We start from the raw sequence: 25,619 nt of genomic DNA, 5'->3' as shown, positions 1-25,619 counted from the left end.
AGCCGGGTAAGGCTGGCTTACATCATGCCGCCCATGCCACCCATGCCGCCCATGTCTGGCATGCCGCCGCCACCGCCTACTTCGGCTTTCTTCGGAGCGTCAGCGATAGCCGCTTCGGTGGTCAGAATCAGGCCGCCGATGGAGGATGCTGCTTGCAGTGCGGAACGAGTCACCTTGGTAGGGTCCAGGATGCCCATTTCAATCATGTCGCCGTAGACGCCAGTCGCAGCGTTGTAACCGTAGTTACCTTTGCCGTTCTTGACTTCGTTGACCACAACGCTTGGCTCGTCGCCGGAGTTGGCAGCGATCTGACGCAGCGGCGCTTCAACAGCGCGACGCAGCACAGCGATACCCACGTTCTGGTCAGCGTTGTCGCCGGTCAGGTTGGTCAGGGCTTCCAGAGCACGGATCAGCGCAACGCCACCGCCAGGTACCACGCCTTCTTCAACGGCTGCGCGGGTTGCGTGCAGGGCGTCTTCAACGCGGGCCTTCTTCTCTTTCATTTCAACTTCGGAACCGGCGCCAACCTTGATCACTGCAACGCCGCCGGACAGCTTGGCCAGACGCTCTTGCAGTTTTTCACGGTCGTAGTCCGAGGAAGTTTCGGCAACCTGGGCACGGATCTGAGTGATGCGCGACTGGATGTCCTGATCTACACCAGCACCGTCAACGATGATGGTGTTTTCCTTGGAGATGGTCACGCGCTTGGCGCTACCCAGGTTTTCCAGGGTGGCGCTTTCCAGGCTCAGGCCGATCTCTTCGGAGATAACGGTAGCGCCGGTCAGTACGGCGATGTCCTGCAGCATGGCCTTGCGACGGTCGCCAAAGCCTGGCGCCTTGACGGCTGCGACTTTAACGATGCCACGCATGTTGTTCACAACCAGCGTCGCCAGGGCTTCGCCTTCAACGTCTTCGGAAACGATCAGCAGTGGGCGGCCGGCTTTGGCCACGGCTTCCAGCACTGGCAGCAGTTCGCGGATGTTGGAGATCTTCTTGTCGACCAGCAGGATCAGCGGGCTGTCCAGCTCGGCAACCATGGTTTCCGGCTTGTTGACGAAGTACGGGGACAGGTAGCCACGGTCGAACTGCATGCCTTCGACAACCGACAGTTCGTTTTCCAGGCCCGAACCTTCTTCCACGGTGATCACGCCTTCCTTGCCGACTTTTTCCATGGCTTGGGCAATGATGTCACCGATGGAGCTGTCGGAGTTGGCGGAGATGGTGCCTACCTGAGCGATAGCCTTGGTGTCGGCACATGGCTTGGACAGGTTTTTCAGCTCGGCAACGATGGCGATGGTCGCCTTGTCGATGCCGCGCTTGAGGTCCATCGGATTCATGCCGGCAGCGACGGCCTTGTAGCCTTCGTTGACGATGGCCTGGGCCAGGACGGTCGCGGTGGTGGTACCGTCGCCTGCGTCATCGTTGGCACGGGAGGCAACGTCTTTGACCAGCTGCGCGCCCATGTTTTCGAAACGGTCTTCCAGTTCGATTTCTTTGGCGACGGAAACGCCGTCCTTGGTGATGGTCGGAGCGCCGAAGCTCTTCTCGATGATCACGTTACGGCCTTTCGGGCCCAGGGTCGCTTTTACTGCGTCAGCCAGGACGTTGACACCGGTGAGCATTTTCTTGCGGGCGGAATCGCCGAATTTAACTTCTTTAGCAGCCATGATCGATATTCCTTAAATACTTTGGAGTAACGGGAAAATGAGCGGGGAAATCAGTCTTCCAGAACAGCGAGAATCTCGTTCTCAGCCATAACCAGCAGGTCTTCGCCGTCGACTTTCACTGTGTTGCTGCCGGAGTAAGGGCCGAAAACAACCTTGTCACCCACTTTCACGGCCAGCGCGCGTACATCACCGTTCTCCAGGGTCTTGCCTGGGCCCGCAGCGACGATCACACCGTGGTTGGCTTTTTCAGCAGCCGAACCTGGCAGAACGATACCGCCAGCGGTTTTCTTTTCTTCTTCGCTGCGACGGATTACGACGCGGTCGTGCAGAGGACGAAGCTTCATTGTCGATCTCTCCTAATTGTGTTTTTCATCGGCCGGTATCAATTCCGGCGGGTTAAATTCCGGCGGTGCCGGTCGCGGTTCGCGGGGCGAAACGCGGAAGTCTGTCCAGTGTCACCACCAGAAACCTTGCGGTGACCGTTACATAAGGGCGCATATGCTTATTACAAGGGGCCGGGGATGAAAATTTTTGTGTCTGCCTGCGGTTAAACGCAGCACGGCACCCGAAGGTGCCGTGCCAATGAAGCGGTTATTTGCTGTCGCGGTGTTCGAACTCGCCTTCGATCACATCCCCTTCACGCCCCAGCGGCTGGCGCGGAGCGGGGCCGCCACGGGGTTGCAGGTCGTCGGCGAAAGCTCGCTGGCGAATCGCCGCCTCTTCGGCACGCTGGCGCATCTTGCCGGCCAGCAGCTTGCGGGTGAACGGCAGCAGCATCACCAGGCCGACCACATCGCTGATGAAGCCCGGCAGGATCAACAGGCCACCCGCCAGGGCCATCATCAGGCCTTCAAGCATGGTCTGGGCGGGCAGCTCGCCACGGTTCAGGCTTTCACGGGCACGCAGCGCCGTGGCCAGGCCGGCGACGCGCAGCACCAGGACGCCGAGCATCGAGCCGAGAATGATCAGCAACAGGGCCGGGAAAAACCCGATCGCGCTGCTGACTTGAACGAATACGAACAGCTCCAACACCGGGAACAGCAGAAAGAGCAATAAAAAAGGGCGCATCAAATGGTTCCTCAACGCAAGAATGCCTTGCCAGTCCACCTTAGATGACGTCGCCGTTTCGTGAATTCAAGCGTCGGCGCTGGCTTTTTTCGGCCAGGCCTCGGCGTGGGCCAATGAAACCAGGGCTTCGCGTACTTGTGTCGGCGTGTTGCAAGGCTCCGCAAACGGCAACCAATATAAGGATTGGCCGATACGCAAGTGCATGCCTTCGCTGTCGATGCCGGCCAATTGGGCGGGCTCGGAGGTGGGCAAACCGCTGAGATCGACGTAATGGGCAATGGCCTTGGCGTGATCGCTGTTCATGTGCTCGATCATGCTGCGCTCGGCCTTGCCGGCGAACGGGTTGGCCAGGGTCAACTGGTCGACCCAGTGAATCGCGCCAAAGCCACCGATGTACCGGTGGCGTACGGGTTTGAGTACCCAGAAGTCGAAGTCGTGGGCCTTGTGGTAGTTGGCCGAATCCGGGAAGTAACGGTAATAACGCTCGGCCGCCGCCTCGATGGCGTCGCCCTCCTCCAGTTTTTCCGCTTCGGCCAGGTAGGTCAGGCGCCCGACGGCCTGCACATCATCGGCCTCGCGTTCCCCCACCAGCAGCGAACACTTGGGGTCTTTCTGCAGGTTGTGGGTGTGCTGGGCGATACGGCTGATCAGGATCAACGGGCGACCCTGCTCGTCGAGGCAATACGGTACGACCGAGCCGAACGGGAAGCCGGGCATGGCTTTGGACAAAGTGGAGAGAGCCCCACGGTATTCCTTGAGCAACAGCTCTCGGGCGTTCTTGGCAACCTGTGCGCTCAACGTATGACTCCTCGGGTATTCAGCCGCCCATGGCATATGGGAATGGATCTCAACGCAAGGTAATCATTATCGGCAAAGGTTGCCAAGCAGGTTTTGTTCGGCCGTGTTACCAGGCCACGCCGAAGCCCGCGGTGTAGCGGGTCTTGCTCAGGCTGCTGTCGGAGTCGCCGCTGATCACGTCGCGCTCGGCCTTGAGGTTGAGGGAGGCCCACTCGGTGACTTTGTAGCGCAGGCCCATTTCCGCATCCAGCGAGTACTCAGCAGGACCGTCGATAGGCTTGCCCACTTCACCATTGGTAAAGAATTCAACGGTCTTGCCCACCAGGTAGCGGTTGTAGTTCCACTTCATGGCCAGGGAATAGAAGTTGTCCTTGCCGCCGTCGGCGTATTCATAGTCGGTGCGGTTGACCAGCGAGCCCAGGGAGAACGCACCCAGCTCATCGTCCCAGAACTGGTAGCCAGGGCCGGTACCGACGGTGCGCTGGCGCGAGAGGTCTTCAACCTTGTCACGCTTGTAGGTCAAGCGCCCCTGCCAGAACCAGTGTTCGGTCAGGAAGCGGTCGAGATCGTATTCCAGGGCCCAGTTGTCGGTGGTGGTGACATCGTCCTGGAATTCGCGGTTGTACTCGCCCTGTCCGGTATGGCGCCATTGACCATGGCGTGCGGTGGTCTTGAAATCGATGTCGTAGTCGTTGGTGTCTTTGTCGGCGCGTTTGTAGTCCAGCGCCATGTCCACATTGCCCTTCCACACCAGGTCTTCGATCACAGGCTTGGGCTTGATGATCTGCTGGATGCTTGCCAAGTCCACCGTCTTGGGCGCTTCACCGTTGGCTAACACCACCTTGCCATCCTCCGCTGCTTTCAGGGATTTGGCTTTCTCGCCGGTGTAGGCGTCCTGCTTGACCAGCAACTCCTGGTCGCTCTCCAGGGTTTTCACCTGCTTCCAGTCCACGGGGATGGCACCGGCGTAGTCAGTCTGGATCAGCAATTTGCCGCCATCAAAGACTTTGATCTTGCCAGTCAGACGGTCACCGTTCTTCAACCAGACGGTGTCGGCCAGCAAGGGCGTGGAGGCGCTGAAAACAGCAAGGCACAGCAGGGTTCTGGACAACATAAGCGGGTATGGGGCTCAAGGTTGGCGAAAAGGAGGCATTATCGTGTTAGATAGCTAGGACTGACTCAAGTATCGAGGTCGAGTTCAATGCTCATCGCGATGTTTACCGACGTTTCTTACAAATATGCCGACGATTTAAACGGATAGCCGCTCAATGAATCAACCTGCCGAGTCGCCGCAAAGCCCCGCCGAGATGCGTCGTACCGCGCTGTACCTGACCCTGGCGCAAGTGCCCGAAGGCTGCGTGGTGAGTTACGGCGAGCTGGCTCACCTGGCGGGCCTTGGCCGTGCCGCACGCTGGGTGGGCCGTACGTTGAGCCAACTGCCAGAAGACACCCGGCTGCCCTGGCACCGCGTACTGGGTGCCGGTGGTCGGATAAGCCTGCCGGTGGGCAGTGCCTCGGGTGACGAACAACGGGCGCGTTTGCGCGATGAAGGCGTCACGGTCCGCAACAATCGCGTGGATATTCAGCGCCATGGCTGGCGCCCGGTAGAGCACAGCGGTTAGAGTGCGCGCTTTGTTTCCGCAAATCTGAGGCAGACTCCAGCCCATGCCCCGTAAAACCTGGCGCGCCGCGCTCGCTGCCTATGCCAGCCCTTCGACGTTAGTCCTGTTGTTGCTCGGCTTTGCCGCCGGCCTGCCTTACATGTTGGTGTTCTCGACGCTTTCAGTGTGGTTGCGCGAGGCCGGTGTGGCACGCGAGACCATCGGCTATGCGAGCCTGATCGGTTTGGCGTATGCCTTTAAATGGGTCTGGTCGCCACTGCTCGACCAATGGCGCCTGCCGCTGCTCGGTAAACTCGGACGCCGCCGTTCATGGCTGGTGCTGGCCCAGTCGCTGGTGATCCTCGGATTGATCGGCATGGGCTTCTGCGACCCGCAGAAACACTTGTCCTGGCTGATCGCTATCGCCGTCATCGTGGCTTTCGCCTCCGCCACCCAGGACATCGCGGTCGACGCCTACCGTCTGGAAATCGCCGACGACAGCCGCCAGGCTGCGCTGGCCGCCAGCTACATGTCCGGTTATCGCATCGCCGCGCTGCTGGCCACCGCAGGCGCACTGTTCTTTGCCGAAGGGTTCGGTTCCACCGGTTTCAACTACAAGCACTCGGCCTGGACCGGCACCTACGTACTGTTCGGCGTGCTGATGATTCCGGCGCTGCTGACCACGCTGTTCATGCGCGAACCTGATGTGCCACTGCGCACCCAGTTGCAGGCCGGGCGCTACAGCTTCGTACACCAACTGGCATCGGTGTTCGTGCTGATCGTGCTGCTGGTATCGGTACCAGCAATGTTTACCCAGTTGTTCAACACGGACTTCGGCAGCGTGATATTCCACGGCGTGAGCCTGTGGGATCTGCTGATGGAAGACCGCGCCTTCCTGCGCGCCATCCTCTATATAACCCTCACGTCGCTGTGCCTGTCGGCCATGGGTCGCCGGGGTCTGGCGCCGGTGCTGACACCGGTCAATGACTTCATCCTGCGTTACCGCTGGCAGGCGTTGCTGTTGTTGGGACTGATCGCCACCTATCGCATGTCCGACACCGTGATGGGCGTGATGGCCAACGTGTTCTACATCGACCAGGGCTTCACCAAGGACCAGATCGCCGGGGTCAGCAAGATCTTCGGCCTGATCATGACCCTGCTGGGTGCAGGCATGGGCGGCCTGCTGATTGTGCGCTTCGGTATCCTGCCGATCCTGTTCATCGGCGGTGTGGCGTCGGCCGGCACCAACCTGCTGTTCGTGATGCTCGCCGACATGGGCCCGGACCTGCAGATGCTGATCTTCACCATTTCCCTGGATAACTTCAGCTCAGGGCTGGCGACCTCGGCGTTTGTGGCGTACCTGTCGAGCCTGACCAACCTCAAGTTCTCCGCCACCCAATATGCCCTGCTCAGCTCGATCATGCTGTTGCTGCCACGCCTGATCGGCGGGTATTCGGGGGTAATGGTGGAGAAGTTCGGGTATCACAATTTCTTCATGATCACCTGCCTGCTGGGCGTGCCGACGCTGTTCCTGATCGCGTTGCACTGGTTCCAGGAAAATCGGCGGGCGCGGTTGAGTCCGCCGGCCGAAGACTGACAATGTGGGAGGGGCTTGCCCCGATAGCAGGTTGTCAGGCGCTTATGTGTTACTGATCCACCGCTATCGGGGGCAAGCCCCCTCCCACATACCCCTCTGCATTCTGATGCCTGTACTCCAGCAGCCGGCGCCCGTACAATCCCAAGTCATTTCAAGTCCAAGCAACCGACAACGGCCTACCATGCGTACCAGTCAATATTTGCTCGCCACACAGAAAGAAACGCCTTCAGACGCGGTCGTGATCAGCCATCAGCTGATGCTGCGCGCCGGCATGATCCGCAAACTGGCCTCCGGCCTGTACACCTGGCTGCCCATGGGCTTGAAGGTGATGCGCAAGGTCGAAGCCATCGTTCGTGAAGAAATGAACGCCGCCGGCTCTCTGGAAGTGTTGATGCCGAGCACCCAACCGGCTGAACTGTGGCAGGAATCCGGGCGCTGGGAAGAGTACGGCCCGGAGTTGCTGCGCTTCAAGGATCGCCATGGCCGCGATTTCTGTGCCGGCCCGACCCACGAAGAAGTGATCACCGACCTGATGCGCAACGAGCTGAGCAGCTACAAGCAGCTGCCGCTGAACCTGTATCAGATCCAGACCAAGTTCCGTGACGAAATCCGCCCACGCTTCGGCTTGATGCGCGGTCGCGAATTCATCATGAAGGACGCCTATTCGTTCCACGCTGACCAGGCGTCCTTGCAGGTCACCTACGACCGCATGCACCAGGCCTACTGCAACGTGTTCACGCGCCTGGGCCTGAAGTTCCGCCCGGTTGAAGCCGACAATGGCTCCATCGGCGGCGCCGGCTCCCACGAATTCCACGTGCTGGCCGAGTCCGGCGAAGACGACATCGTGTTCAGCAACGGTTCCGACTATGCGGCGAACATCGAGAAAGCCGAAGCCGTGCCACGGGAAACGTCCCGCCCGGCGCCGACCGAAGAACTGCGCCTGGTGGACACGCCGGATACCAAGACCATCGCGGCCCTGGTGGAGAAATTCAATCTGCCGATTGAAAAGACCATCAAGACCCTGATCGTGCGCGCCGAGGAAGAAGGCAAGCTGATCGCCCTGGTGATCCGTGGCGACCACGAGCTCAACGAAATCAAGGCCGCCAACCAACCTGGCGTGGCCAGCCCGCTGGTCATGGCCACCGACGCCGAACTGCGCGACGCCATTGGCGCCGGTGCCGGTTCGCTCGGCCCGCTGAACCTGCCGCTGCCGATCATCATCGACCGTTCGGTCGAGCTGATGAGCGACTTCGGGATCGGCGCAAACATCGACGACAAGCACTACTTCGGCGTGAACTGGGAACGTGACCTGCCGGTGCCGACCGTGGCCGACCTGCGTAACGTCGTGGCCGGCGACCCTAGCCCGGACGGCAAGGGCACCCTGGAAATCAAGCGCGGCATCGAAGTCGGGCACATCTTCCAGCTGGGCAACAAGTACAGCAAGGCAATGAAGTGCGAAGTGCTGGGCGAGAACGGCAAGCCGATCACCCTGGAGATGGGCTGCTACGGCATTGGCGTATCCCGCGTGGTTGCTGCTGCCATCGAGCAGAACAACGATGACAAAGGCATCATCTGGAGTGACGCCCTGGCGCCGTTCCAGGTCGCCCTGGTGCCGCTGCGTTATGAAACCGAGCAAGTGCGCGAAGCCACCGACAAGCTGTATGCCGAATTGACGGCTGCTGGTTTTGAAGTGCTGCTGGATGACCGGGACAAGAAAACCAGCCCGGGCATCAAGTTCGCCGACATGGAACTGATTGGCATCCCGCACCGGATCGTGGTCAGTGACCGCGGCCTGGCCGATGGCAATCTGGAATACAAGAGCCGGACCGAAGCCGAAGCCCAACCGTTGCCGGTGGCTGACGTGCTGTCTTTCCTCCAGGCGCGTATTCGTCGCTGAAAACCAGATCAAGAGAAGTCATGTTCAAGCGAAACACCAGAGCCCTGGGGGGCGCCGCCTTGTGCGGCGCCCTGCTGGTCAGCGGCTGCGCCAACCAGATGTCGCAACGCAGTGAGCACGAAGAGCGGGTCGAGCGTAAGTTGCTCGACCACAGCCTGCAGATCGATGTCGGCGAGCCCAAAGTGCTGGAGCTGCCGCAACGCCGGATTCGCATTCACGAGCAGAAGACCTTCGAGGTCACCGAGTACGAAGTCACCCGTCGTTACGACCGCTATACCCCTTACCAGCCCTGGCGCAAGCTCTACGAGATGCCCTTGGGTGCAGTCGCCCTGGTGGCGGGCGCGGGCGCCAACGTGGCGAATATCTTCGCCCTCGGCCACCTGCCGACCAGCATGACCCATGACTGGCTGATCTATGGCGTGGACGGCCTCAACCCGTTCATGAACGTGCAATCCCACGGCCGTGCGCAACAGAACCTGGCGGGTATCGATGAAGTCCAGCGCGACAAGCGCGTGGAGTATTCGAGCCTGCCCTGGAGCGAACGCCCGGTGCAGGTCACCGCCGGCAAGCAGACCCATGAGCTGACCACCGACCGCAACGGCGTCCTGCGCCTGAACCTGTTGGACAGCCCATTTGCCGAGCAGGACCTGAACCGCGTCACGACCTTGAAGATCAGTGTGGAAGACGGCCAGGACGATGTGCATTCGGACTCGACCTTGGCGATCAGCAACACCCTGCGCGGCAAGTTGCTGGAAGCCCACGGCCTGATCTACGACGACCTGGAAGACGACGAAGTCAGCCAGTGGGTGCACCGGGTCAAGCGCTTGTCGGAGCTGGGCCTGGAAGAAGAAGCCAGCGAACTGGAACAGAGCCTGATCGAACTGACCCGCAATGATCCCGAGTTGCAGCAAGAGTTTCTGCAGGCGCTGACCAAGGATGCGGGGCGGCTCGTCGCAGATCCTGGAGCACGCTGAGCCCCTCAAATTGTTGGCGGTCAAATGTGGGAGGGGGCTTGCCCCCGATTGCAGCGGGTCAGCTATAGATAGGCTGGCTGATCCACTGCTATCGGGGGCAAGCCCCTCCCCACAATTTGCTCCCCATTTTTACCAGGAGAATTCGAGCTGCTCGTTGCCGTTACTCAGATCCAGCAAGCGCACCCCAATCCCCAGCAACCGCACCGGTTTCCCTCCCCGGTTGAACGCCTGCGTCAGCAACTGTTGATAACTCTCCAGATCCCGCCCTGCCCCCGCCTGCTCCAATGTGGTCTGGGTAAAGTCATGAAACTTCACCTTCACGAACGGCTTGCCGGCCCGGTAACTGCTGTCGATACGCGCCATGCGCCCGGCCAGGGTTTCCATCAGCTCGGGGAGTTTGGCCAGGCAGCTTGAGAGATCCGGCAGGTCGACATCGTAGGTATTTTCCACACTGATCGATTGCCGACGACTGTCGTTCTGCACCACACGGTCATCGATCCCACGCGCCAGGCTCCACAGCCGCTCGCCAAAACTGCCGAATTCGCGCACCAGCGCCAGTTTGTTCCACTCGCGCAGTTGCAGGCAGTCTTCAATGCCCAGGCGTGCCAGTTTATCGGCCGTGACCTTGCCCACACCGTGCAACTTGCTGACCCGCAACTGCGAGACAAAGTCTTCGACCTGGTCCGGGGTAATCACAAACAGGCCGTTGGGCTTCTTCCAGTCGCTGGCGATCTTGGCCAGGAACTTGTTCGGCGCCACGCCTGCGGACACGGTGATGTGCAGTTGGTTGGAGACACGGCGACGAATGTCCTGGGCGATGCGCGTGGCACTTCCGCCAAAGTGCGGGCTGTCGGACACGTCCAGGTAAGCCTCATCCAGCGACAGCGGTTCGATCAGGTCGGTGTAGTCGCGAAAGATCGTCTGGATTTCCTTGGAGGCTTCCTTATAGGCATCCATGCGCGGCTTGACGATGGTCAGGTCCGGGCAAAGCTTCAAGGCATGTCGCGACGACATGGCCGAGCGCACGCCATAGGCGCGTGCCTCGTAGTTGCAGGTGGCGATCACCCCGCGCCGGTCCGCCGAGCCGCCCACCGCCAGCGGTTTTTGCGCCAGGCTCGGGTCATCGCGCATCTCGATGGCGGCGTAGAAGCAATCACAGTCGACGTGGATGATTTTGCGCTGCGTCATATAAACGGGGTGTTTACCTACGGGTGGCCAGTATCGCACTCACACCTGTATATAGCACCAGTGGTTTGAATCTTCCGCTTGAGCGGTAGGAAAATTCCAGGATGAATTCATTTTCTCAATCGGATTTGCCCTTACAATAGAGCTGAAAGCCTCGGCCAGACTGGGCCCGAGGGGTATCAAGGGGCTTTTATAGAGAGCTAAGCGATTGAACCACAAGCGCTTTTCTTTAATTCACAGGTTGACACACCGGCGTTCCTCTGTAGAATGCCGACACACAGACGCGGGATGGAGCAGTCTGGTAGCTCGTCGGGCTCATAACCCGAAGGTCGTCGGTTCAAATCCGGCTCCCGCAACCAAACATCAAGAAAGGCTACTCGAAAGAGTGGCCTTTTTTGTGCGTGCCTGTTTTGTTATGTACGAAAATTGTAAGACAAAAAAATCTTTGCCATCGCGCACTTACGGTGCATGGCCAGCATTCAGAGGCCAATTCACACTTATTTGACCCATCGGCCCGATAACGGTTGACACCTCGGCGTTGGACTGTAGAATGCCGCCCACAGACGCGGGATGGAGCAGTCTGGTAGCTCGTCGGGCTCATAACCCGAAGGTCGTCGGTTCAAATCCGGCTCCCGCAACCAAACATCAAGAAAGGCTACTCGAAAGAGTGGCCTTTTTTGTATCCGGTGAAAAAGTTCTTCTGAAACAATGGCATGGCATCTTTCATGAAACCGCGCGCGGTTTGTAGAGTCCATCTCATTGCAAGCTATGCTCAATGCTCAAGCGCTGCCCTCTACGACCAATGGCCGCAGTCGCCGCCCCCGGCGATACGCGTTAATATTTGTAATTATTTTGTCCATAGGGATTGGTAACTTGGCTGGATACCTCCATCCTGTCGCGCACAATCCACGAGGTGATTGATGCGCGCCAACTCGTCTGAAACACAAGACACTGTCACAGCAGAACAACCGATCACACCCACCCGCTTGCGTTGGCTGGATCTGGTGAGCAAGTATCGGCAGCCTATCGGGCTGGCCGTCACCTTATTGCTGTTTGCCATCGCCCTGATCGCCTGCCGCCACCTGCTGCTGGAGCTGGACCTCTACGCGCTCCACGACTCGATCCTGGAAGTGCCCAAGCCAGCCCTGCTCGGTGCGTTTGCCGCAGCCGTCGCCGGTTTTGTCATTCTATTAGGCTATGAGTTCTCCGGCGCCCGCTATGCCGGCGTGAACCTGCCCGCCAAGACCCTGGCCCTCGGTGGTTTCACCGCCTTCGCGATTGGCAATGCCATTGGTCTGTCGATGCTTTCCGGCGGATCGGTGCGCTACCGTTTATATGCACGCCATGGCATCGGTGCATCCGAAGTCGCCCATATGACCGTGTTCGCCAGCCTGGCGCTGGGCACTGCCCTGCCGCCACTGGCAGCATTGGCAACACTGAGCAACCTGCCCGCCGCATCAACCTACCTGCATTTGCCACAAGCGGTGCTGGGCGGTATTGCTGGCGCGGTGCTGCTGTTGTCGGCGGTGTTGTGCATCGGCATTTATCGCCGTCGCCTGCCGGAGCAACCCTACCCGGACAACCTGTTGGTAAAAGCCGGCCGCCGCACCTTGCGCCTGCCGGGCCGTCGCCTGACCTTCCTGCAACTGATCATTACCGCACTGGACGTTGCCGCTGCCGCTACCGTCCTTTATATGCTGCTGCCGGAGGCGCCGCCCTTCGGCCCCTTCCTGCTCGTGTACCTGCTGGCGCTGGCCGCCGGTGTACTCAGCCATGTACCGGGTGGTGTGGGTGTATTCGAAGCGATCCTGCTGGCGGCGTTCGCCGACAAACTGGGCGCCGCGCCACTGGCCGCCGCCCTGCTGCTGTACCGCATGATCTACGTGGTGCTGCCTCTGCTGATCGCCTGCGTGTTCCTGCTGGTCAACGAAGCGCAGCGCCTGTTCCAGACCCAGCAAAGCCTGCGGGTCGCCTCGGGGCTGGCGGCGCCAGTGCTGGCCGTCCTGGTTTTTTTGTCCGGCGTGGTCCTGCTGTTCTCTGGCGCCACGCCCGAAATCGACTCACGCCTGGAAAACATCGGCTTCCTGATTCCCCACCGCCTGATTGACGCCTCGCACTTTGGCGCCAGCCTGATCGGCGTGTTGTGCCTGTTGTTGGCCCAGGGCCTGCGTCGACGCCTGTCGGCCGCCTGGATGCTGACCATGGTGCTGCTGCTGGTGGGCGCCCTGCTCTCGCTGCTCAAAGGCTTCGACTGGGAAGAAGCCAGCCTGATGACCATGACCGCGATCCTGCTGGCGATCTTCCGACGCTCGTTCTATCGCGCCAGCCGCCTCACCGAGCTGCCCTTCTCGCCGCTGTACCTGGTGGCCAGTGTCTGCGTACTCGGGGCGTCGATCTGGCTGCTGCTGTTTGCGTACCAGGATGTCCCGTACAGCCATCAGCTGTGGTGGCAGTTCACCCTGGACGCCAACGCCCCTCGTGGCTTGCGCTCGCTGCTGGGCGCCGCCGTGTTGCTGGTGATCGTGTCCCTGACCTGGCTGCTGCGTACTGCGCGCCCGGTGATCCATCTGCCGACACCCGATGAACTGGAGCGTGCCAGCAAGATCCTGATGGCCTCTTCCCAGCCTGACGGCGGCCTGGCGCTCACTGGCGACAAGGCGCTGCTGTTCCACCCCAATGATGAAGCTTTCCTCATGTACGCCCGTCGCGGCCGCAGCCTGGTAGCCTTGTACGACCCGATTGGCCCCACCCAGCCACGGGCCGAGATGATCTGGCAGTTCCGAGACCTATGCGACATCCACCACGCCCGCCCGGTGTTCTACCAGGTGCGTGCGGAGAACCTGCCGTACTACATGGACATCGGCCTCACCGCGATCAAACTGGGCGAAGAAGCCCGTGTCGACCTCAAACGCTTTGACCTGGAAGCCAAGGGCAAAGAGATGAAGGACCTGCGTTACACCTGGAACCGTGGCTCGCGGGACGGCCTGTCCCTGGAGATCTGCGAACCGGGCACGGCGCCGATGGACGAACTCAAGGTGATCTCCGATGCCTGGCTGACCGGCAAGAACGTACGGGAAAAAGGCTTTTCCCTGGGACGCTTCAGCGACGACTACCTCAAGCACTTTCGCATTGCGATCATTCGCTTCGAAGGGCGCCCGGTAGCCTTCGCCAACCTGCTCGAGACCTACAACCATGACCTGGCCAGTCTCGACCTGATGCGCGCCCACCCAGACGCGCCCAAGCTGACCATGGAATTCATGATGGTCGGCCTGATTCAACATTATAAGAGTCACGGCTATGCCCGCTTCAGCCTCGGCATGGTGCCGTTGTCGGGCCTGCAACCACGACGTGGCGCCCCGTTGACCCAACGCCTGGGCTCGATGGTGTTCCGCCGTGGCGAGCAACTGTATAACTTCCAAGGTTTGCGCCGCTTCAAAGACAAGTTCCAGCCTGACTGGGAACCCCGTTACATGGCCGTGCCCGCAGGACTTGATCCGCTGGTGGCACTGGCCGATACCGCCGCCCTGATCGCGGGCGGCTTGACTGGATTGGTGAAACGCTGATGATTCGACGCTCCTGGCGGTATGTATTGGCCTTTGTAGTGCTGCTCGCCCTGGTCCTGGGTGGCGGCTATTGGTACTGGAACCGCCCTGCCCCTCAGCCGGTGCTGGAGCAACTGCCCCAGGCCGACGGTTCGGTCATGACCCGGGTGACCCCCAACGGCACGCCGAAAGCCCGCGTGGCCGTGGCCGTAATGGCCGATGAAACCCTGACCGACAGCCAGTTGATTGCCCTGAGCCAAGGCGGCAAGGCGCAGATTGTCCAGGTGGTCCTGCCCAAGGATGACTGCAAGCTGCAGGAACAAGCGCTGCAAGGCGCCCTCGCCCAGCTCAAGGGCCCGGCGACACTGGTCAGCGGCATCGGCCCTGGCGCTGCCCTCGCCTGGCGCTGGCTGGCCACCCAGAACGACGACAAGGCCAACGCCATCTCCGTCGGCTTCGCCCTGGTGCAGGAAGGCTGCAAGGACCCACTGCCGAAGACAGCCGCCCACGGCAACTGGCTGGTGGCCTGGAACGACAACCCTGACGATGAAAGCGCCAGTTTCGTACGCGACACACCGCGCGCCACCACCAGCATCAGCGACTACGACATCCACTACCCGCAAGTACTGAACAACGAGCTGCGCAAGCAACTGGTGGGCTCGGACAATGGCGGCCTGGCAATACCGGTGGTTGAAGTACCGGCCGGCCAGGCCAAGGACACTGTCACCCTGTTCCTCTCCGGCGACGGCGGCTGGCGCGACCTCGACCGTGACGTGGCCGGTGAAATGGCCAAGATCGGTTATCCGGTGGTGGGCATCGACACCCTACGCTACTACTGGCAGCACAAGACCCCGGAACAAAGCGCCAAGGACCTCACCGAGCTGATGCAGCACTACCGTCAGAAGTGGGGCACCAAGCGCTTCGTACTGACCGGCTATTCGTTCGGTGCCGATGTACTGCCGGCCATCTACAACCGCCTGCCGGAGAACGAGCAGCAGCGTGTGGACGCAATCATCCTGCTGGCATTCGCACGCACTGGCAGCTTCGAGATTGAAGTGGAAGGCTGGCTGGGCAACGCAGGCAAAGAAGCGGCGACAGGCCCGGACATGGCCAAACTGCCGGCTGACAAAGTGGTGTGCATCTACGGCGCCGAAGAAGTCGACGAGAGTGGCTGCACGGACAAGACGGCTGTAGGTGAAGCCATCAAGTTGCCAGGCGGGCATCACTTCGATGAGAACTACCCGGCGCTGGCCAAGCGGTTGGTGGATATCATCGTCAAACACCAAACCAAAACCGAATAAGCCCGAGCGTTACACAAATCAAAATGTGGGAGCGAGCTTGCCCCCTCCCACATTGGTTTTGTGGTGTTGGTGAGATCTAACGCGGCTCGATGTGCGCGATCATCAACTGCACGGTTTCATTCCCGCGAAACTCGTTCACATCCAGCTTGTAGGCCAATTCCACCCAACGCACCGTCGGGTTCGGCCAGACCTCACGGTCCACGCCAAATGCAATGCCATCCAGCTTCACCGACCCGCACTCGCTCTTGAGCACGACCTTCAGGTGCCGCTCCCCCACTACGCGCTGCTCCACCAACTGAAACACGCCATGGAACAACGGCTCAGGGAAGTGCTGCCCCCACGGCCCGGCGTGCCGTAGCGCACGGGCCAGCTCCAGGTGAAACTCTTCCACTGCCAGGGTGCCATCAGACAGCAGGCGCCCGGTCAGGTCTTCTTCGCGCAGTTGCCGACGCACTTCGGCATCGAAGGCTTCGGCGAACAGCGGGAAGTTTTCCTCGGGCAATGTCAGCCCTGCCGCCATGGCGTGACCGCCGTACTTGCTGATCAGGTTCGGATGCTGGCTGGCGACCACCGCCAGGGCATCACGGATATGAAAACCCTGCACAGAGCGCCCAGAGCCCTTGAGCAAACCGTCGCCAGCGTCGGCGAAGGCAATGGTTGGGCGGAAATAGCGCTCTTTCATGCGCGACGCCAGAATCCCGATCACACCTTGGTGCCATTCCGGGTCGAACAGGCATAAACCGTAGGGCATCGACTCCACCGGCAAGTCCTTGAGCTGGGCCAGGGCTTCGCGCTGCATGCCTTGCTCGATGGATTTGCGGTCCTGGTTCATGCCGTCCAGTTGCGCGGCCATTTCACGGGCCGCGGCCACGTCGGTGGTGAGCAGGCACTCGATGCCCAGGCTCATGTCGTCCAAGCGTCCGGCTGCGTTCAAACGCGGCCCGAGGATGAACCCCAGGTCGGTGGAGGTGATACGCGCGGCATCGCGCTTGGCCACTTCCAGGATCGCCTTGATCCCCGGCCGTGCACGACCGGCGCGGATACGTTCCAGCCCCTGATGCACCAGGATGCGGTTGTTGGCGTCCAGGGGCACCACGTCGGCGACGCTGCCCAGGGCGACCAGGTCGAGCAGTTCGCCGATATTCGGTTGTGGCTTGTTCTCGTACCAACCCAAGCTGCGCAGGCGCGCACGCAAGGCCATCAACACGTAGAAGATCACCCCCACGCCGGCCAGCGCCTTGCTGGGGAACTCACAGCCGGGCTGGTTCGGGTTGACGATAGCGTCCGCCGCCGGCAACTCGTCGCCGGGCAAGTGGTGGTCGGTCACCAGCACCTGCAAACCCGCCGCCTTCGCCGCCGCCACGCCTTCGACGCTGGAGATGCCGTTGTCCACGGTAATCAGCAACTGCGGCTCGCGCTGCAGGGCCACCGCGACGATTTCCGGGGTCAGGCCATAGCCGTATTCGAAACGGTTGGGCACCAGGTAATCGACATGGGCCGCACCGAGCAGGCGCAGGCCCAAGGTGCCCACGGTGCTGGCGGTGGCGCCGTCGGCGTCGAAGTCACCGACAATGAGGATGCGCTGGCGTTGCTCCAACGCCGTCACCAACAGGTCCACCGCCGCGTCGATGCCCTTGAGCTGCTGATAGGGAATCAACCGCGCCAGGCTTTTATCCAGCTCGGCCTCGGATTGCACGCCGCGCGCAGCATAGAGGCGGGTCAACAGCGGTGGCAATTCACCGAGAAACGGCAGGACGGCAGGCAACGGGCGAGGATCGATACGCATGGGGTGACGAAAACTTCTCTTCTGATACGGAAATAAAACAGGTGACCGGCGGCGACTCAATCAACCGCGTTCGCCGACCAACCACTGCAACTGCACTTCGTGCTGGCCGCGGTCGTCGGTGACGAAGATCGTGCCTTCGCTGATCATTACATCCCACTTGATCACGCGGGGCATGTCTTTGGCCAGAGTCTCCAGGACTTCCTGCGGCACAGCGGCGATGTGTACGTTTTTCAGGTTGTTTGCCACCGGCACCACCTTGCCTTCCCACACACGCAGGCTGCCATAGGCCAGCAGGCTGGTGCGTTCGGTACGGCGCGAGCACCAGGTGAGGCGGTCGGCATCGGGCTGGCCGACTTCGATCCAGTGCAACACCCGATCATCCAGGCTTTTTTCCCACAGGGCTGGTTCGTCGACATCTGACAGGCCACGCCCGAACGACAACTGCTCGTTGTACCAGAGTGCGTAGGCCAGCAGACGCACGGTCATGCGCTCTTCGGTTTCCGACGGGTGGCGGGCGATGGTCTGTTTGACGCTCTCATACACCGAGCGGTCGAGGTCGGTGAGGTTGAGTTCGAATTTGTAGGTCGTGGACGGCTGGGCCATGAACGGGCTTCTAGAGACAGGGAAAGGCGGCCAGTCTAACCGATGACGAGGCCAATCAACGAATCCTGCGCTGCCCTGGGCTGCTCGCCTATGTTAAAAGGCATCACACCACCGCCCTGCGCAGACAAGGATCCTCATGTCGTTCAATGCCAAACCACTTGCCGGCCTGAAAGTCATCGAACTCGGCACCCTGATCGCCGGCCCGTTCGCCTCACGAATCTGCGCGGAGTTCGGCGCCGAGGTGATCAAGGTCGAATCGCCGGACGGCGGCGACCCGCTGCGCAAATGGCGCAAGCTGTACGAGGGCACGTCGCTGTGGTGGTTCGTGCAGGCGCGCAACAAGCAGTCGCTGACGCTGAACCTCAAGCACCCGGACGGCCTGGCCATTCTCAAACAACTGTTGGCGGACGCCGACATCTTGATCGAAAACTTCCGCTCCGGCGTGCTGGAAAAGCTCGGCCTGAGTTGGGAGACCCTGCACGCGCTGAACCCCAAGCTGGTGATGGTACGTCTCTCCGGCTTCGGCCAGACCGGACCGATGAAAGACCAACCCGGGTTTGGTGCAGTCGGCGAGTCCATGGGCGGCCTGCGCTACATCACCGGTTTCGAAGACCGCCCGCCGGTGCGCACCGGCATTTCCATTGGCGATTCGATTGCCGCATTGTGGGCAGTGATCGGCGCGCTGATGGCGCTGCGTCACCGCGAGGTCAACGGTGGCCTGGGCCAAGTGGTGGATGTGGCACTGTACGAAGCCATCTTCGCCATGATGGAAAGCATGATCCCCGAGTTCGACGTGTTCGGCTTTATTCGCGAACGCACCGGCAACATCATGCCCGGCATTACGCCCTCCTCCATCCACACCAGCGCCGACGGCAAGCATGTACAGATCGGCGCCAACGGTGATGCGATCTTCAAGCGTTTCATGTCGGCCATTGGCCGTGAGGACTTGGCCAACGATCCGGTGCTGGCCAGCAACGACGGGCGTGATAGCCGCCGTGACGAGCTGTATGGAGTGATAGATCGCTGGGTGAATTCTCTGCCGCTGGACCAGGTGGTCGACCTGTTGAACAAAGCCGAGGTGCCTGCCAGCCGGATCTACAGCGCCGAGGACATGTTGGGCGACCCGCAATTCCTCGCCAGGGAGATGTTCCTCAAGGCCCGGCTTCCCGGCGGCAAGGAATTCAAGATGCCGGGCATCGTGCCCAAGCTGTCGGACACGCCGGGCAGTTGCGAATGGGTGGGGCCGCAACTGGGTGAACATAACAGCGTAGTGCTCGCTGGCCTGGGCTACGACGCGGCCGCCATTGTGCGCTTGCGCGAGGAAGGCGCGATCTGATGTCCCATTCCGCCAGGCTTTGGCACCAGATGCCCTGTGCCAGATGACTTGCCTGACAAATCGCAGGCAAAAAGAAACCCCAAAGCGTGGGGAGACACTTTGGGGTTAAACTTGGCCTACAAAGACCAGTACAGCAAGGCACAAACACCGGAGCACAATGTTTGCTCTTGCTGTTACAAAGTCTGACCGGCCGCGCTGTAGGAAGTTTCCACAGTTAAACAATTCTTCATGCGGCGGTGGCGTTGCGAGTCAGGGCTGCGTTGCGCAAGGCCGCGATGACCGAAGGCTCCAGACGTCCTTCGGCAATTTTGATGTCACGCAGCAGGCAGTCCACCACATCCACCAGTACGCGCTTGTCCATCAATTGGGCGCGGTCGACGTCACGCTCGACCACGATGGCGCCAGCAGGATTCTTCACGGTTACCAGGCACTCGTCCTGCGCACCAGAGGTGGTCAGCGTAACCTGATAAGGGCTCAGTGCTTCTTCGAGCAATAGGCTGATACTTTCCATCTCGATCACCACTCAATAGTTCGGGAACAATCGTTTCAACGGGAGCTGCATCTATCCTAAGTGACTGTTTGTGACGTAGGAAAGTTCGCTTTATCGTCTTTATGGGGCCGTCAGGGGGTGACGGATTCCAGCATGCGCTTGCAACATGACAACCTAAAAACGACGGCACATAACTGCTTACGCACTGGCAAGTCGTTTTGGGTTTTGCCCAAGGGTCAGATCAGAGGTGGATCCTTTACTCGGTGAGCGCTGGTGACGCTGCCAAGCAGATAAAAGCGCATGTCAGAAGGCCCTTACTGTGAAGGATGAAGACGATGCTGGAACACGACAAAGAGCAAGCTGCGCTAGAGAAGATTCACGCCGACATATCACGCATTTATGCGGAGCAACGCAAACTCGCTGCCGAGACCCACAAGATAACCCGTGAGAATTTCTGGTATCCATTGGGTGTCGTCATGGCCATGTTTACGGCGTTCAGCACTGTCTTGGCCATCGTGCAGAAACTACTCACGTAGCCGCGCATACCAAGCGGGGCCTGCCATAAACGAAAAACGCCGCTGCCCCAGGGAAGGGCAAGCGGCGTTTTTGTCTACGCGGTGTGCCTTACAACGGCTTACCCCGGTTGCCATGCTGGCTCACAAACGCCTGCACGGCCGTCAGGTCATTAGCCAACACCGTGCAACGCTCTTCACGCTCGAACAGGTCGGCCAGGTGCACTGGCAACTCCAGCGCCTTGCCAACACCGGCCTTCTCCACCGCTTCCGGGAATTTGACCGGGTGGGCAGTGCCCAGGATGACCATCGGGATATCCAGGCTGCGACGGCATTCACGGGCGGCCCTCACACCGATGGCGGTGTGCGGGTCGAGCAGCTCGCCGGACTGGGCATAGACGTCTGCAATGGTTTCGCAGGTCTGCGCGTCGTCCACGGCCAGGGAGTCGAACAGCTTGCGGGTTTCGGTCCAGCGCTCTTCATCCACACTGAAACCGCCGCCGCGCTTGAAGGTGTCCATCAAGCCAGCAATCGCCGCACCGTTGCGGCCGTGCATGTCGAACAGCAGGCGTTCGAAGTTGGACGAGACCATGATGTCCATGGACGGCGACAGGGTCGCGTGCAGGGTTTCCTTGACGTACTGGTTGCCGCTCATGAAGCGGTGCAGGATGTCGTTGCGGTTGGTAGCGACGATCAACTGGTTGATCGGCAGGCCCATGTTGCGCGCCAGGTAACCGGCGAAAATGTCGCCGAAGTTGCCGGTCGGCACCGAGAAAGACACTGAACGTGCAGGGCCGCCCAACTGCAGCGAGGCGTGGAAGTAGTAGACGATCTGGGCCATGATCCGCGCCCAGTTGATCGAGTTCACCGCCACCAGGCGCGTGCCTTTCAGGAAGCTCTGGTCGGCGAAGCTGTTCTTGACCATTTCCTGGCAGTCATCGAAGTTACCTTCGATGGCGATGTTATGGATGTTCTCGCCAAAGATGGTGGTCATCTGGCGGCGCTGCACTTCCGACACGCGCTTGTGCGGGTGCAGGATGAAGATGTCGACATTTTCGCAGTGCTTGCAGCCTTCGATGGCCGCCGAACCGGTATCACCGGAGGTGGCGCCGATGATCACCACGCGCTCGCCGCGCTTCTCCAGCACATAATCCAGCAGACGACCCAGCAGTTGCAGGGCGAAGTCCTTGAACGCCAGGGTCGGGCCGTGGAACAACTCCAGGACCCATTCGTTGCCGTTCAGTTGGCGCAGCGGTGCAATGGCGTTGTGGGAAAACACGCCGTAGGTTTCTTCCAGGATCTTCTTGAAATCGGCGTCCGGAATGCTGCCGGTGACGAACGGGCGCATCACGCGGAACGCCAGTTCGTGGTATGGCAGGCCAGCCCAGGATGCGATTTCCTCTTGGGTGAAACGTGGCAGGTTTTCCGGCACGTACAGGCCGCCGTCCGTGGCAAGGCCTGCCAGCAGGACATCTTCGAAATTCAGGGCCGGTGCCTGGCCGCGGGTGCTGATATAACGCATGACTGGCTCCTCTAGAGCATTCTTGAACAAGGGCCGCCGAACTTGCGGGGCCCTTGTCGCAAAACCATTAGTTCAGGTGTTCGACGCGGATCCGCACCACCGGCCCGACCACGCCTTGCAGGGCTTCCAGGGCGGCGATGGCATCGTTGATATGCTGTTCGAGCACGCGATGGGTGAGCAAGATCATCGGCACCTGGCCGTTTTGCTCCTCGACTTCCTTCTGCATGATCGACTCGATGTTGATACCGCGCTCAGACAGGATGCTCGCCACCTGGGCCAGTACGCCCGGGTGATCCTGGGCCTGGATGCGCAGGTAGTAGGCGCTTTCGCAGGCTTCGATCGGCAGGATCGGGTGGGCCGACAGCGAATCCGGCTGGAAGGCCAGGTGCGGCACACGGTTTTCCGGGTCGCTGGTCATGGCGCGGACCACGTCCACCAGGTCGGCGATCACCGACGAAGCGGTGGGTTCCATGCCGGCACCGGCGCCGTAGAACAGGGTCGAACCGGCCGCATCACCGTTGACCATTACGGCGTTCATCACGCCATTGACGTTGGCGATCAGGCGGTCGGCCGGGATCAGCGTCGGGTGTACCCGCAGTTCGATACCGGCCGGGGTGCTGCGCGCCACGCCCAGGTGCTTGATGCGGTAACCCAGGGCTTCGGCGTAGTTCACGTCGGCGGTGGTCAACTTGGTGATGCCTTCGGTGTAGGCCTTGTCGAACTGCAGCGGAATACCAAAGGCGATGGACGCCAGGATGGTCAGCTTGTGCGCGGCGTCGATACCTTCCACGTCGAAGGTCGGGTCGGCTTCGGCGTAACCCAGGGCCTGGGCTTCGGAGAGGACGTCTTCGAAGGTCCGGCCCTTCTCGCGCATTTCGGTGAGGATGAAGTTGCCGGTGCCGTTGATGATGCCGGCCACCCAGTTGATGCGGTTGGCGGACAGGCCTTCACGGATCGCCTTGATCACCGGAATGCCACCAGCCACCGCAGCCTCGAACGCCACGATCACGCCCTTCTCACGAGCCTTGGCGAAGATTTCGTTGCCGTGCACCGCGATCAGTGCCTTGTTGGCAGTGACCACATGCTTGCCGTTTTCGATGGCCTTGAGCACCAACTCGCGGGCCACGGTATACCCGCCCACCAGTTCGATCACGATATCGATTTCAGGGTTGGTGGCAACGGCGAAGACATCGTTGGTCATCGCAATACCGGTCGTTTCGAACTGAGGCTTTGGCGAACGCGTGGCAATTTGTGCCACTTCAATTCCACGCCCTGCACGGCGGGAAATCTCTTCAGCGTTACGCTGAAGTACGTTGAAGGTGCCGCCACCGACGGTCCCTAACCCACAGATGCCTACTTTGACCGGTTTCACTGAAGAACTCCCCATGAAACGGCCGACACGAGGTCGGCCGTGGAAAACAGCCGCACGACTGCGGCTTTCAATTAGTGGCCTGTCGACTTATCCACAGGCCATGATCGTCAAAGGTTCGACGATGCTGGTTTATTTGGCACTCAGCGCCAGTTTCGCAACTTGTGGTGCCGGCTGGTAGCCCGGAATCACTTGGCCGTCAGCCAAAACGATGGCCGGTGTGCCGTTGACGCCGATGGACTGGCCCAGGGCGAACTGCTTGGAGACCGGGTTGGCGCATTTGGCAGCCTTGATTTCCTTGCCGTCGACCATCTTGTCCATGGCCGCTTTTTTGTCGGCCGAACACCATACGGCTTGCAACTGTTCGTCACCCGGCGAACCCAGGCCCTGGCGCGGGAACGCTACGTAGCGTACTTCCACGCCCAGCTTGTTCAGCGCAGGCACTTCGGCGTGCAGCTTGTGGCAATACGGGCAGGTGGTGTCGGTGAACACGGTGATGTGGGTCTTGGTCTCACCGATAGCCGGGTACACCACGGTCTCGGCCACTGGAATGCCATTGATCAGCTTGGAAACACCCAGGCGTTCGGCTTTTTCAGTCAGGTTGACCGGCTTGCCGTCCTTCAACTGGAACAGGTAGCCCTGGACGATGTACTGGCCATCGGCACTGGCATACAGCACGCGGCTGCCCTTGAGCTTGACTTCGTACAGGCCGGCCATCGGGCTGGCGCTGATGCTCTCGATCGGGGTGTCGAGTTGCAGGTTGGCCAGGCTCTTGCGGATGGTCTGCTCGGCAGCGTCATCGGCGAAGGCAAAGGTGGAAACCAACGCAATGGCTGCGGCGGCAATAATCTGGGTCAAGCGCATGGGAACTCCTGAAGGCAGATGCAGGGACGCGCAGTGACACTGCCTGGAAACACAGGTCTGGGTCGTCCCCTTTGCTAACCGGCAAAGCCTACCACAGTTGGGCCGCAGGGCAGCCCGCAGCCGGATAAATTGGACGTTTTCAGCCTCGCGGGTGGTGCTTGGCGTGCATATCCTGCAAACGCGCGCGCGCCACGTGGGTGTAGATCTGGGTGGTGGATAAGTCGCTGTGGCCGAGCAGCATCTGCACCACACGCAAATCCGCACCGTGGTTGAGCAAATGCGTGGCGAATGCATGGCGCAGTGTGTGCGGCGACAGCGCCTTGCCGATCCCGGCGACCTTGGCCTGGTGCTTGATGCGGTGCCAGAAGGTCTGGCGAGTCATCTGTTCGCCACGCAGGCTGGGGAACAGCACATCGCTTGGGCGCCCACCGAGCAGTTCGCCTCGAGCATCGCGCATGTAGCGCTCGACCCACACAATCGCCTCCTCGCCCATCGGCACCAGCCGTTCCTTGCTGCCCTTGCCCATTACCCGCAACACGCCCTGGCGCAGGTTGACCTGCTCCAGCGTCAGGCTGATCAGCTCGGTCACCCGCAGGCCACAGGCGTAGAGCACTTCGAGCATGGCGCGGTCACGCTGACCGATGGCTTCGCTGAGGTCGGGGGCGGCGAGCAACGCCTCCACGTCGGCTTCCGACAGGGATTTGGGCAATGGCCTGCCAAGTTGTGGCATATCGACTTGCAGGGTGGGGTCGATGGCGATCAGCTTTTCCCGCAGCAGATAGCGATAAAAACCACGCACACCAGAGAGGAATCGCGCGGTGGAACGTGGCTTGTAGTTCTGCTCCAGACGCCAGGCCAAGTGGTCGAGGATCAGCTCGCGGCCGGCGTTGATCAGTTCGAGGTTTTTCTCCTGCAACCAGCCATTGAACAGCGCCAGGTCGCTGCGGTAGGCCTGACGGGTGTTGTCCGACAGGCCTTTTTCCAGCCACAGGGCGTCGAGGAAACGGTCGATCAGGGGGTGGTCAATGGCAGGCATAGGGGCTCGAACAGAAAAGTGGGAGAGGCTGCTGGCATCCTATCTCGGACCTCAAATCGCAGGCACAAAAAAGCAGCCCGTAGGCTGCTTTTTTCTGCATCGGAAAGCTGGACTTAAGCCAGTTTTTCCTTGATGCGAGCTGCTTTACCGGACAGGTCACGCAGGTAGTACAGCTTGGCTTTACGTACGTCACCGCGACGCTTGACGGCCATGCTGTCGATTTGCGGGCTGTAGGTCTGGAAAGTACGCTCTACGCCAACACCGTTGGAGATTTTACGAACAGTGAAAGCACTGTTCACACCACGGTTACGCTTGGCGATTACCACGCCTTCGAACGCTTGCAGACGCGAACGGTCGCCTTCCTTCACTTTCACCTGAACGACAATGGTGTCGCCCGGGGCAAAGGTAGGGATCTCTTTGGTCATCTGCTCTGCTTCGAGTGCAAGGATGATTTTGTTAGTCATGCTGTGC

General features: G+C 60.5%; 22 protein-coding genes and 2 tRNA genes. 10 read left to right on the top strand and 14 right to left on the bottom strand.

Features of this window, described 5'->3' with window-relative positions; translation table 11 throughout:
- Positions 1-17 precede the first annotated feature (17 nt).
- From groL to BM017_RS17875, 5 genes are all read right to left on the bottom strand, one after another.
- Positions 18-1,667 carry a chaperonin GroEL gene (gene groL / locus BM017_RS17895; protein ID WP_092246773.1) on the bottom strand — a complete coding sequence of 550 codons (1,650 nt, stop codon included), beginning with the start codon at positions 1,665-1,667 and terminating at the stop codon, positions 18-20.
- Positions 1,668-1,717: 50 nt separating this feature from the next.
- Positions 1,718-2,011, bottom strand: coding sequence for a co-chaperone GroES (locus BM017_RS17890; protein WP_003193940.1), 294 nt, complete (start codon positions 2,009-2,011; stop codon positions 1,718-1,720).
- Between the two features lie 247 nt (positions 2,012-2,258).
- On the bottom strand, positions 2,259-2,735 hold the full coding sequence (locus BM017_RS17885) for an FxsA family protein (RefSeq protein ID WP_016975517.1): 477 nt from the start codon (positions 2,733-2,735) through the stop codon (positions 2,259-2,261).
- A 66-nt stretch (positions 2,736-2,801) separates the two neighbouring features.
- Entirely contained in the window at positions 2,802-3,533 is a 732-nt protein-coding gene (locus tag BM017_RS17880; protein ID WP_092246770.1) for a HugZ family pyridoxamine 5'-phosphate oxidase, read from the bottom strand.
- Between the two features lie 106 nt (positions 3,534-3,639).
- Positions 3,640-4,647, bottom strand: coding sequence for a DUF481 domain-containing protein (locus BM017_RS17875; protein ID WP_071489298.1), 1,008 nt, complete (start codon positions 4,645-4,647; stop codon positions 3,640-3,642).
- A 154-nt stretch (positions 4,648-4,801) separates the two neighbouring features.
- Between BM017_RS17875 and BM017_RS17870 the strand changes: the two genes are divergently transcribed.
- The 4 genes from BM017_RS17870 to BM017_RS17855 all read left to right on the top strand — a co-directional run bounded on the left by BM017_RS17870 (position 4,802) and on the right by BM017_RS17855 (position 9,602).
- A complete protein-coding gene (locus tag BM017_RS17870) occupies positions 4,802-5,155 on the top strand; it encodes an MGMT family protein (protein WP_058423311.1) in 354 nt (117 codons plus the stop codon).
- Positions 5,156-5,198: 43 nt separating this feature from the next.
- Positions 5,199-6,731, top strand: coding sequence for an AmpG family muropeptide MFS transporter (locus BM017_RS17865; RefSeq protein WP_092246767.1), 1,533 nt, complete (start codon positions 5,199-5,201; stop codon positions 6,729-6,731).
- Between the two features lie 181 nt (positions 6,732-6,912).
- On the top strand, positions 6,913-8,628 hold the full coding sequence (locus BM017_RS17860) for a proline--tRNA ligase (protein WP_092246764.1): 1,716 nt from the start codon (positions 6,913-6,915) through the stop codon (positions 8,626-8,628).
- 20 nt (positions 8,629-8,648) lie between these two features.
- On the top strand, positions 8,649-9,602 hold the full coding sequence (locus BM017_RS17855; protein WP_092246761.1) for a hypothetical protein: 954 nt from the start codon (positions 8,649-8,651) through the stop codon (positions 9,600-9,602).
- Positions 9,603-9,731: 129 nt separating this feature from the next.
- Here BM017_RS17855 and dinB read toward each other — a convergent pair whose 3' ends face one another.
- Entirely contained in the window at positions 9,732-10,790 is a 1,059-nt protein-coding gene (dinB, locus tag BM017_RS17850) for a DNA polymerase IV (protein WP_064054577.1), read from the bottom strand.
- Positions 10,791-11,069: 279 nt separating this feature from the next.
- On the opposite strand from dinB, the gene BM017_RS17845 reads away from it, so the two are divergent.
- From BM017_RS17845 to BM017_RS17830, 4 genes are all read left to right on the top strand, one after another.
- Positions 11,070-11,146 (top strand) — tRNA-Met (locus BM017_RS17845).
- A 205-nt stretch (positions 11,147-11,351) separates the two neighbouring features.
- Positions 11,352-11,428 (top strand) — tRNA-Met (locus tag BM017_RS17840).
- Positions 11,429-11,707: 279 nt separating this feature from the next.
- Positions 11,708-14,350, top strand: coding sequence for a bifunctional lysylphosphatidylglycerol flippase/synthetase MprF (gene mprF, locus BM017_RS17835; RefSeq protein ID WP_071489293.1), 2,643 nt, complete (start codon positions 11,708-11,710; stop codon positions 14,348-14,350).
- Complete coding sequence (locus BM017_RS17830) at positions 14,350-15,630, top strand: virulence factor family protein (RefSeq protein ID WP_092246758.1); 1,281 nt, start codon at positions 14,350-14,352, stop codon at positions 15,628-15,630. Before mprF ends, BM017_RS17830 begins: the two co-directional genes overlap by 1 nt.
- Before the next feature lie 76 nt (positions 15,631-15,706).
- On the opposite strand, the gene recJ is transcribed toward BM017_RS17830, so the two are convergent.
- Together recJ and BM017_RS17820 are read right to left on the bottom strand one after the other, a co-directional pair.
- Positions 15,707-17,416: a single-stranded-DNA-specific exonuclease RecJ gene (gene recJ, locus BM017_RS17825; protein WP_071489291.1), complete on the bottom strand. Its 1,710-nt coding sequence runs from the start codon at positions 17,414-17,416 to the stop codon at positions 15,707-15,709.
- Between the two features lie 60 nt (positions 17,417-17,476).
- Positions 17,477-18,019, bottom strand: a complete 543-nt coding sequence (locus BM017_RS17820; RefSeq protein ID WP_032858231.1) for a YaeQ family protein — start codon at positions 18,017-18,019, stop codon at positions 17,477-17,479.
- 136 nt (positions 18,020-18,155) lie between these two features.
- On the opposite strand from BM017_RS17820, the gene BM017_RS17815 reads away from it, so the two are divergent.
- Complete coding sequence (locus tag BM017_RS17815) at positions 18,156-19,355, top strand: CaiB/BaiF CoA transferase family protein (protein ID WP_092246755.1); 1,200 nt, start codon at positions 18,156-18,158, stop codon at positions 19,353-19,355.
- 226 nt (positions 19,356-19,581) lie between these two features.
- On the opposite strand, the gene BM017_RS17810 is transcribed toward BM017_RS17815, so the two are convergent.
- Positions 19,582-19,866, bottom strand: coding sequence for a DUF3509 domain-containing protein (locus BM017_RS17810; RefSeq protein WP_092246752.1), 285 nt, complete (start codon positions 19,864-19,866; stop codon positions 19,582-19,584).
- A 314-nt stretch (positions 19,867-20,180) separates the two neighbouring features.
- On the opposite strand from BM017_RS17810, the gene BM017_RS17805 reads away from it, so the two are divergent.
- A complete protein-coding gene (locus tag BM017_RS17805) occupies positions 20,181-20,381 on the top strand; it encodes a hypothetical protein (protein ID WP_092246749.1) in 201 nt (66 codons plus the stop codon).
- Positions 20,382-20,469: 88 nt separating this feature from the next.
- Here BM017_RS17805 and thrC read toward each other — a convergent pair whose 3' ends face one another.
- From thrC to rplS, 5 genes are all read right to left on the bottom strand, one after another.
- Complete coding sequence (gene thrC, locus BM017_RS17800; RefSeq protein WP_092246747.1) at positions 20,470-21,879, bottom strand: threonine synthase; 1,410 nt, start codon at positions 21,877-21,879, stop codon at positions 20,470-20,472.
- Between the two features lie 67 nt (positions 21,880-21,946).
- Positions 21,947-23,251, bottom strand: coding sequence for a homoserine dehydrogenase (locus BM017_RS17795; RefSeq protein WP_092246744.1), 1,305 nt, complete (start codon positions 23,249-23,251; stop codon positions 21,947-21,949).
- Positions 23,252-23,380: 129 nt separating this feature from the next.
- Positions 23,381-24,112 carry a thioredoxin fold domain-containing protein gene (locus BM017_RS17790; protein WP_010207987.1) on the bottom strand — a complete coding sequence of 244 codons (732 nt, stop codon included), beginning with the start codon at positions 24,110-24,112 and terminating at the stop codon, positions 23,381-23,383.
- 139 nt (positions 24,113-24,251) lie between these two features.
- Positions 24,252-25,148: a site-specific tyrosine recombinase XerD gene (xerD, locus tag BM017_RS17785; protein ID WP_092246741.1), complete on the bottom strand. Its 897-nt coding sequence runs from the start codon at positions 25,146-25,148 to the stop codon at positions 24,252-24,254.
- Between the two features lie 113 nt (positions 25,149-25,261).
- Positions 25,262-25,612: a 50S ribosomal protein L19 gene (gene rplS, locus BM017_RS17780; RefSeq protein WP_003175895.1), complete on the bottom strand. Its 351-nt coding sequence runs from the start codon at positions 25,610-25,612 to the stop codon at positions 25,262-25,264.
- Between the last annotated feature and the right edge of the window lie 7 nt (positions 25,613-25,619).

This window comes from Pseudomonas sp. NFPP04, from assembly GCF_900113815.1.
GTDB classification, from domain to species: domain Bacteria; phylum Pseudomonadota; class Gammaproteobacteria; order Pseudomonadales; family Pseudomonadaceae; genus Aquipseudomonas; species Aquipseudomonas extremorientalis.
Note: the sequence above shows the minus strand (reverse complement) of the source record. Positions and strands in the feature narration are given on the sequence as shown.